General features: G+C 64.2%; 9 protein-coding genes. 4 read left to right on the top strand and 5 right to left on the bottom strand.

What is annotated here, in order from left to right; all coding sequences use genetic code 11:
• Positions 1–138: 138 nt before the first annotated feature.
• Both DXC52_RS09645 and DXC52_RS09640 read left to right on the top strand, forming a co-directional pair.
• Positions 139–375 carry an antitoxin gene (locus tag DXC52_RS09645; RefSeq protein ID WP_084591886.1) on the top strand — a complete coding sequence of 79 codons (237 nt, stop codon included), beginning with the start codon at positions 139–141 and terminating at the stop codon, positions 373–375.
• 25 nt (positions 376–400) lie between these two features.
• Positions 401–631 (top strand): type II toxin-antitoxin system RelE/ParE family toxin, encoded by a 231-nt coding sequence (locus tag DXC52_RS09640; RefSeq protein ID WP_232219801.1) that lies wholly within the window; start codon positions 401–403, stop codon positions 629–631.
• Positions 632–682: 51 nt separating this feature from the next.
• Here DXC52_RS09640 and DXC52_RS09635 read toward each other — a convergent pair whose 3' ends face one another.
• From DXC52_RS09635 to DXC52_RS09630, 3 genes are all read right to left on the bottom strand, one after another.
• On the bottom strand, positions 683–1,249 hold the full coding sequence (locus DXC52_RS09635; RefSeq protein ID WP_035138999.1) for a hypothetical protein: 567 nt from the start codon (positions 1,247–1,249) through the stop codon (positions 683–685).
• On the bottom strand, positions 1,242–1,418 hold the full coding sequence (locus DXC52_RS10030; protein WP_156599998.1) for a hypothetical protein: 177 nt from the start codon (positions 1,416–1,418) through the stop codon (positions 1,242–1,244). The genes DXC52_RS09635 and DXC52_RS10030 overlap by 8 nt, the downstream gene beginning before the upstream one ends.
• Positions 1,419–1,677: 259 nt before the next feature.
• Positions 1,678–3,078, bottom strand: a complete 1,401-nt coding sequence (locus tag DXC52_RS09630; RefSeq protein ID WP_117747076.1) for a MobA/MobL family protein — start codon at positions 3,076–3,078, stop codon at positions 1,678–1,680.
• A 351-nt stretch (positions 3,079–3,429) separates the two neighbouring features.
• On the opposite strand from DXC52_RS09630, the gene DXC52_RS09625 reads away from it, so the two are divergent.
• Positions 3,430–3,753, top strand: a complete 324-nt coding sequence (locus DXC52_RS09625) for a hypothetical protein (protein WP_117747075.1) — start codon at positions 3,430–3,432, stop codon at positions 3,751–3,753.
• Entirely contained in the window at positions 3,750–4,076 is a 327-nt protein-coding gene (locus DXC52_RS09620; protein ID WP_117747074.1) for a hypothetical protein, read from the top strand. The genes DXC52_RS09625 and DXC52_RS09620 overlap by 4 nt, the downstream gene beginning before the upstream one ends.
• A gap of 63 nt (positions 4,077–4,139) precedes the next feature.
• Here the strand turns inward: DXC52_RS09620 and DXC52_RS09615 are convergent, their stop codons facing one another.
• Positions 4,140–4,613 (bottom strand): HTH domain-containing protein, encoded by a 474-nt coding sequence (locus DXC52_RS09615; protein ID WP_117747073.1) that lies wholly within the window; start codon positions 4,611–4,613, stop codon positions 4,140–4,142.
• A complete protein-coding gene (locus DXC52_RS09610; RefSeq protein ID WP_117747072.1) occupies positions 4,594–6,498 on the bottom strand; it encodes a hypothetical protein in 1,905 nt (634 codons plus the stop codon). The genes DXC52_RS09615 and DXC52_RS09610 overlap by 20 nt, the downstream gene beginning before the upstream one ends.
• Positions 6,499–6,573 lie beyond the last annotated feature (75 nt).

Genomic DNA, 6,573 nt, shown 5'->3' with positions numbered 1-6,573 from the left:
CCTGCCTTTACAGGACGTATATTATCAATACAGTTATTTTACACCCCTGCGGCCATCTGTATAACGTGTTTTACACCTATACGGCGAATGGTGTGCTAGAATGTATAACGTGTTATACAGATGATTGGGAGGTGCACCGTGGCAACTGCTACCGCGGCATTGAGGATGCCCGAGGACTTGGCAATCAGGTACGACCGTTTGGCGAAATCAACGGGACGCACGAAGACTTTCTACATGACAGAAGCGCTCGCTGCCGAGATTGACAGGCTTGAGTACGAATACGGCCTATTGAAGAAGGTCGAGGATTACCGGGCCGGCAGGCTTGAGACCGTGACGCTCGACGAGCTGGAGGAAAGCCTTGGCTTGGCGGATTGAGATCGACAAGGACGTCCAGCGTTCGATGAAGAAGCTGGACAAGCAGATCGCCAGGAGGATCGTGGCGAAACTTCATGAGATTTCACAGCTCGAAGACCCGAGAAGCATGGGAAAGGGATTGACCGAGAACAAGTCAGGTCTCTGGCGCTACAGGGTCGGTGACTATCGGATAGTCGCCGATATCGAGGACGATGTTCTCGTCATCCTTGTTGTCGATGTTGACCACCGAAGCAAAGTCTACAGGACTCGCAGGTAGGCGGGTCGACACCGCTAACGAAACGGGGAGGGGTTTTGACCCTCCCCGTTTTTACGCTTGCCACCACGGACGCCCATCGTACGGACGACCGTCGGGCAGCCTGTCGTACTCGCGCGGCCCCGTCTCCAGCAGCTCCTTGGCGCGGTCTGGGTCATAGCGCACATCCCAGGGAGAGCAGTAATACCATGCGGAATTGCCTCCGTATCGGGTAAGCCGCCACCGAGCTTCGGCAATCGGAACGAAGCCGAGATCGCACCACTGGTAGGCGGTGTGGTCGCGGCGGCCCTCCTGCAAGGTTTCCTCGTCGATGTGAGCCCCCCAACAATCGAGAAGGTCTTTGCGATGCTGTTCCGCGCGGGCGGCGCCCTCGATGCGCCCGCACTCATCGGCCTCGCGCTTCGCCTTGGCGTCGGCGCGGCGGCGGCGGTTGACCGCCTCGACGTCCTTTTTCGCCCAGGGGCGCGTCTGCTCGATGTTGTAGAACATCGCGGTCGTGTTTCCGTTCGGGGAGCGCCAAGTGCGCTCCACACCCTTTCCGAGCTGGCCTTTCTTGACATGGCGGTGCTTCTTCTCCCACTGTGCCGCGGTGCGCAGCTCGACGCCGTCAATCTCAATCATGGCGGCTCACCTCCTTGGGCAGATCGCAGTCGAGGTATACGCGCACGTACCTGCTCTCGCCGCGGTTCGGGTACTCGCGGGAGCGCTCCAGAACGCACCCCGCCGCCTGCATCGCGTCGGCGATGCGCTGAACCTCGTCGGGCAGGCCCTCAAGACGAACCCTGACCATGACAACCTCCTTGCCTTGAACCCTGCGCCACCGTCCGTGGCGCAGCCTAAGCGTACGGCTCCGAAAAAGTCCGAAAAAGTCTAGTTATCGCAGGTCAGACGTGCCATCGCGCAGGCGCACATGCACGCGTATATTTACACGTGCGACCCCTCAAAAATATTTTTTCGCCAACCTCCGCGGCGACCGCGGGCGGCGGGATTGCCGCCGCGAACGGTCATGGCCATAGCCGGCGCCGATGTAGCTGAAGCTACCGCGGCGGCTAGTGCTTGTGGCCGCGGGGGCGTTTCTGTTCGGCCTGCGGCGGCTCGGGCTTGCGAGGCGCGGGGTCCTCGCCCGCGAGCCTCGCCCGCTCGTCAGCGAGCTTGCGGCGCTCGATGCCCAGTCCCGCGGCCTTGAGCAGGGGGCCGGACAGCATCGCAGCGCTGTTGCCGCCCTGCAGCTGGCGAATCTTGAGGTCAAGTGCGGCAATTTGCTCGTCGAGCTGAGCGATCATCTCCGCGCGGGTATCGACCTGATCCGCGGTAGCCATGGCCACGCGGCGCTGGGCATCGGCGGCCGCGGCGGCGGTGGCCATGGCCACGCGGCGGCGCTTGGCCAGCGCGCCCCTGTGCCTGCCCTGGGCGCGACCGCGCTTAGCCTTCTCGATGCGGCCGCGCTGACGCTCGAGCTCCGCGACTTCCCGTTGCAGCTGCTCGAGGGCGGCGCCCTCCTGCTGCAGCTCTGCGCGAAGGACCCGCAGGCGGGCGTTGCGGTCGCATATCTCTTTATTCAGCTTGACGCGATCGGCGTGCCCGATTAGCCCGGTGCCGCCCTCATGCACGGTCGGCTGCTCATCCAGCCCTCTATCTTTATTGCTGCGATGGTCGATAACCTGTGCCGTGGTTCCCGTTGCGGCGGCGTGTGCCGCGAGGTGCCTGTTGGCGATCTCTGCCCAAGCCGCGCGGACGGCCATGAGTTCAGCGCTACCGACGTCGCGCGCGGCCTGACCCGAGATACGGTGCATCTGCACCGGCCTCTTACTCGTGCGGTCCTTCGTACCCAGGCCCTCGGCCTTCGCCTGCTTCATGGTCAGGCGGCGGCCATCCTTGAAGTTATATATCTTCTCCCAGCCATCTGCCTTGGCTGCCTTCCAATCGGTTGCGCGGATGGGTGCCTGCTGCCCATGTGCATCCTGGCACAGATACCAGCACTGCCCCTTCTCGGCCTTGGTCCTCTGGATGAAGCCCTGAGCGCCAAGGTCGAGCGCGGAGACGAGGACGTGAGCGTGGGGGTTCCCGCCGCTGCCGTCATCATGTATCGACCAGTCGCACGCCTTCGCGGGGAACATCCCGCAGAAGTCGCGCACGCAGGCGCGGCGGCCGTCGGCATCGAGCTCGATCGGCAACGCAAACTCATAGCGCAGCGCGACGAGCTCGTTGCCGCCGCCGCCCTCGGCCCATGCCCGCTCGGCCACGTTCCAGAGCTCGCCGCGCCCGATGGGCGGCACGCCACCGGGCAGAGACAGACCCTCCTCGACGACGCGTTCCTTCCTGGCATAGTCGCAGAGCTGCCCCGTCCGCTCTTCCACAAGCGCCTGGCCCGACTGGTACGCGGCCTTCCTGACCGCGCCCGCCCCGGTGGCGGGCGAGCAGCCGCGGTAGTTCAGATGGAAGATGGCCATGCGAGTTCCTTTCAGGCAAGGGGCGCAGATGCGCCCCGCGCAGCGGCGCGGAGTGCCGTGAGCCGCGGTCGGCGAACGGTGCCCGCGGCGCGGAGCGCAAGGGAGCGCAGCGACCGCGCAGCCCGACCCCGTAGACGTGAGCCGTCTCAGGCGAACGGCTTCGGGGTCGGGCGTAGGGCCGTCTGCCAAGACCGCACGCAGTGCAGGACTTTTGACGCATCGCGGCAAAAGTACTGCCAAGTGCGCACTACCTCTGGTAGTGATATACCCAGCTCGCGAAATTTTACCGTGAGTATGGGTATATTTTGCTGCAAAGACAAAACGCTAACGAGCAAGGAAGGGCGGTCATTTATGACGGCATCCATCGACGAGCAGATTGCACGTAAGAGGGCCGCGGCCGACAAGCAGGCAGCTCGCGCCGCCGCGCTGAAGAAGGAGCTGAGGGACCTCGAGAAGAAGAAGGCCGCGGCCGAGCGGAAGGCCCGCACGCACCGCTTGGTCGAGGTCGGCGCGATCCTCGAGCAGACCTCTGGCATGACCTTCGATACCGAGGACAGCCGCCGCGCCCTGTCCGTCGCGCTGACCGAGCAGCTGCGGTACACGGACGGCACGCCGTTCACCCGCGGCGGCCAGATCGCCGAGACCGTCGGCATGCTGCTGGGGGATCAGAAATGAACGTCACCATCACTTTTGCAAACAAGGTCGAGAGCTACTACACCCGCGCCGATGGCTCGGCGGCGCTGAGCAAGGACGTGCTCGAGCTCAACGCCGACGGCTCGGCGGCGGTGCTCTGGAGCCGCCTCGAGTTCGACAGGGGCGGCGGCGATGACGGGACCAAGCCCCGGACCGAAAGGGGCTTCAGCCGCGAGGTGCTGCGCCTGCCGCCCGCGGCGGCACTCGGCCCCGGCGGCAGCCTGGACGAGTTCTGGACCCGCGCCGCCCAGCACTGCGGCGTGGCCGAGGTCGAGATCGACGGCAAGCTCGTGTACCCGTTCTAAACCTGCCGCCGCGATGAAAACCGAAGAGCCCCGCGGGGCCTTTGAGGGTCCGCGGGGCTCTTGTCATTCTCCCCCTGGGCCGAGCAGCTTCATGGCCATGCGGCCGCGGCGCCACCACGGCGTGGCCGCGATCGCCTGCTGGCGCTCGGCGAGCGATGCGAGCTTTCCGGCGAGCTCCGCGACCCTAGCGTTCGCCTCTGCGAGCTGCGCCTTGGCCTCGGCCTCGGCGCGGGCGGCGCGGTCGCGCTCGGCCGCAAGTGCCTCCATCAGCTCGGCGTTGCGGGACCGTTCGATTTCCAGTTGGGCGGCCAGGGAGTCAACCAGGGAGTCCGGGGCGGGCGCAGCGGCCGGCTGGCGGGACGGTTTGCCGGGGTTCTTCAGGGCGTCGGCGATGGCCGCGGCGGCGAAGTCATCGAGAAAATCGGTATTCCCGTTTCGTGAAACATGGTTTCCCAGTCCCAGTTTCTCGATGTAGTTCGCGACTGTGCGCTTTGAGACGCCCAGTTCAGACGCTATTTCACGCTTCGTTATGCCCATTGTTCAACCTATCGTCAATCGGGAATGTTTCCTGGGAAACATCGGGAAGTTTCACGGTAGTTCCCGATGATTTTACCGTTTCGCGTTCCCGTTTTTCCCGTTTCTCGTTCTCCACGTCGACACGTTTCCAGTACTCCTCGACCCCGGTATCCAAACCGATGGCCTTCTGCGTGAGCTCCAACCTGGTCATGGCGGACTGCGGCGGGCTCAGGTACCCGCGGTCATTGGCGCTCGACGAGTACTGGTCGAGCGCTGCCCTGAGCTCGACCATCGCGGGGTTGTACAGCTCGTACAGATCATCCGGCTTCGGTTTTTCCGGCTCGGTGGCGCCCTTCGGCACATCCTTCAGCCACTTGATGACGGTCGGGCGTGAGATGCCGAGAGCACGGGCGATCTCACTATGGTTGGCGTCGGGGTGCTCTGCGGCGTACTCGCGAACGAGATCGGCCTTCGTCGGGGCCCCATCCTTATTGCGCCATGCGCCATCCGGGTCGTCAAATTCTTGAACCGTTCGCGCCCTGGCCAAGTGCACGGCCTGTTTGCGCCCGTTTCTCTTGTTTTTCGGCAGCTCGATGGCGGTACGGCGCTCGATGCGCTCGCGGGTGAGCTTGTGGATGATGGGGTCGTAGTACGCCTCGATCGCGGCGAGCGCATGGTCCTCGGTGAAGTGGTTGTCCTCGCGCACCGTCAGGCCCTCGAGTGTCGGCACGAGCGCGAGAGCGTCGGCCTCGAGCTCGTCGTACGGGATGCCGCACTTCCTGGCATAGGCGGCCAGGACGTTGAGGCACCAGTAGCGGTGGTGGTCGGTGGCCTTCGTCTCGACCTCGCCGAGCCACCAGTCGTACAGGTCGCGCTTGCAGGTCCAGCGGCCGGGGGCCTTGCCCTCGACGATGCGCGCCTGGTACCACTCGGGCCAGAGCTTCTTGGCGCGCTCGATGGGGGTCCGCCCGGCGGTGCGCATGAGCTCGATGAGCTCGGCGCGGTCCTTGCCGCCGCGGACGCCGGCGTATCCGAGCAGGTAGTCGAGGCTGCATCGCCAGGGTTTCCCGTCCTCGCCGTTGTGGACGAACGCCACGGCCTCGTACTTGTCCTTGATTTTCGACCCGGCGGCCTTGCCGTTGAGCTTCGTCGGGGTGCCGGGCATCCTGAAGGGCTGGTAGATGCCCTGGTGCTGGACGTCCTCGAGCGTCGAGACGGTATCGCGCCAGATGTAGTCCGTGAGCATCGCCTTGATCTCCTGCACGAACGGCACGATGCGCGGGATCAACGGAATCGGCTGGTCGAGCACGTAGTAGAGGTGGAAACCCGTACCCGAGTTCACGAGGAAAGTCGGCTGTGGGAGGGATACCCATTTGTCCGCGGCGAACTTCGGGTCACGGCCGTTTCGGAACTGCTTCAGCATGTTCTTCAGCTCCTGCACGCCGACGCCGTCGAGGTCGATCGCGAACGCGTGCAGGAACCGGGCGTTCGCGGCAACGCGGCTCTTGCCAAAATACGACACGGGTGCGCAAAAGACGGACTCGTTCTTCCTGTTCGAGTCGACGACGCGCTCCTCAACTCCGTCGAGGTCGTCGGTCAGCGTGAACCGCTCGATCACGGGGACATCGTGCTCGATGCCCGTCTTGGTCTTGACTGTCTTGGTCTTATGGGTGATCTGGATGACGATGCCGTTGGGATGGCCGCCACCCCTCTCATGCCACGGGACCACCTCACCGCGGGGCTGCAGGAAGCCATCGGGGAAGATAGTCCGCCAGAAGTCGTACGGGCTGACCCATTCCCAGGACGGATAGTCGGACAGAAGGATGTCGTTCTTCTCTATGTAGGCATGGCGCTGGGCTGCCCACCAGGCGTCATCATGCCCGGGTTTCTTCTTGCGATCTGCCACTGAACACCACCCTCCATACCAGCCGCCCCCGAGGGGTAAGGCCCTGCCTTTACAGGACGTATATTATCAATACAG

The organism is Collinsella sp. TF05-9AC (assembly GCF_003438495.1).
Lineage (GTDB): Bacteria > Actinomycetota > Coriobacteriia > Coriobacteriales > Coriobacteriaceae > Collinsella.
The sequence above is the reverse complement of the archived record's forward strand: the minus strand, read 5'-3'. Positions and strand labels throughout refer to the sequence as shown.

Bases quoted from the DNA above. Each gene is read 5' to 3' on its own strand.
- DXC52_RS09640 (WP_232219801.1), top strand. From the start codon at position 401: ATGAAGAAGCTGGACAAGCAGATCGCCAGGAGGATCGTGGCGAAACTT.
- DXC52_RS09635 (WP_035138999.1), bottom strand. From the start codon at position 1,249: ATGATTGAGATTGACGGCGTCGAGCTGCGCACCGCGGCACAGTGGGAG.
- DXC52_RS10030 (WP_156599998.1), bottom strand. From the start codon at position 1,418: ATGGTCAGGGTTCGTCTTGAGGGCCTGCCCGACGAGGTTCAGCGCATC.
- DXC52_RS09630 (WP_117747076.1), bottom strand. From the start codon at position 3,078: ATGGCCATCTTCCATCTGAACTACCGCGGCTGCTCGCCCGCCACCGGG.
- DXC52_RS09625 (WP_117747075.1), top strand. From the start codon at position 3,430: ATGACGGCATCCATCGACGAGCAGATTGCACGTAAGAGGGCCGCGGCC.
- DXC52_RS09620 (WP_117747074.1), top strand. From the start codon at position 3,750: ATGAACGTCACCATCACTTTTGCAAACAAGGTCGAGAGCTACTACACC.
- DXC52_RS09615 (WP_117747073.1), bottom strand. From the start codon at position 4,613: ATGGGCATAACGAAGCGTGAAATAGCGTCTGAACTGGGCGTCTCAAAG.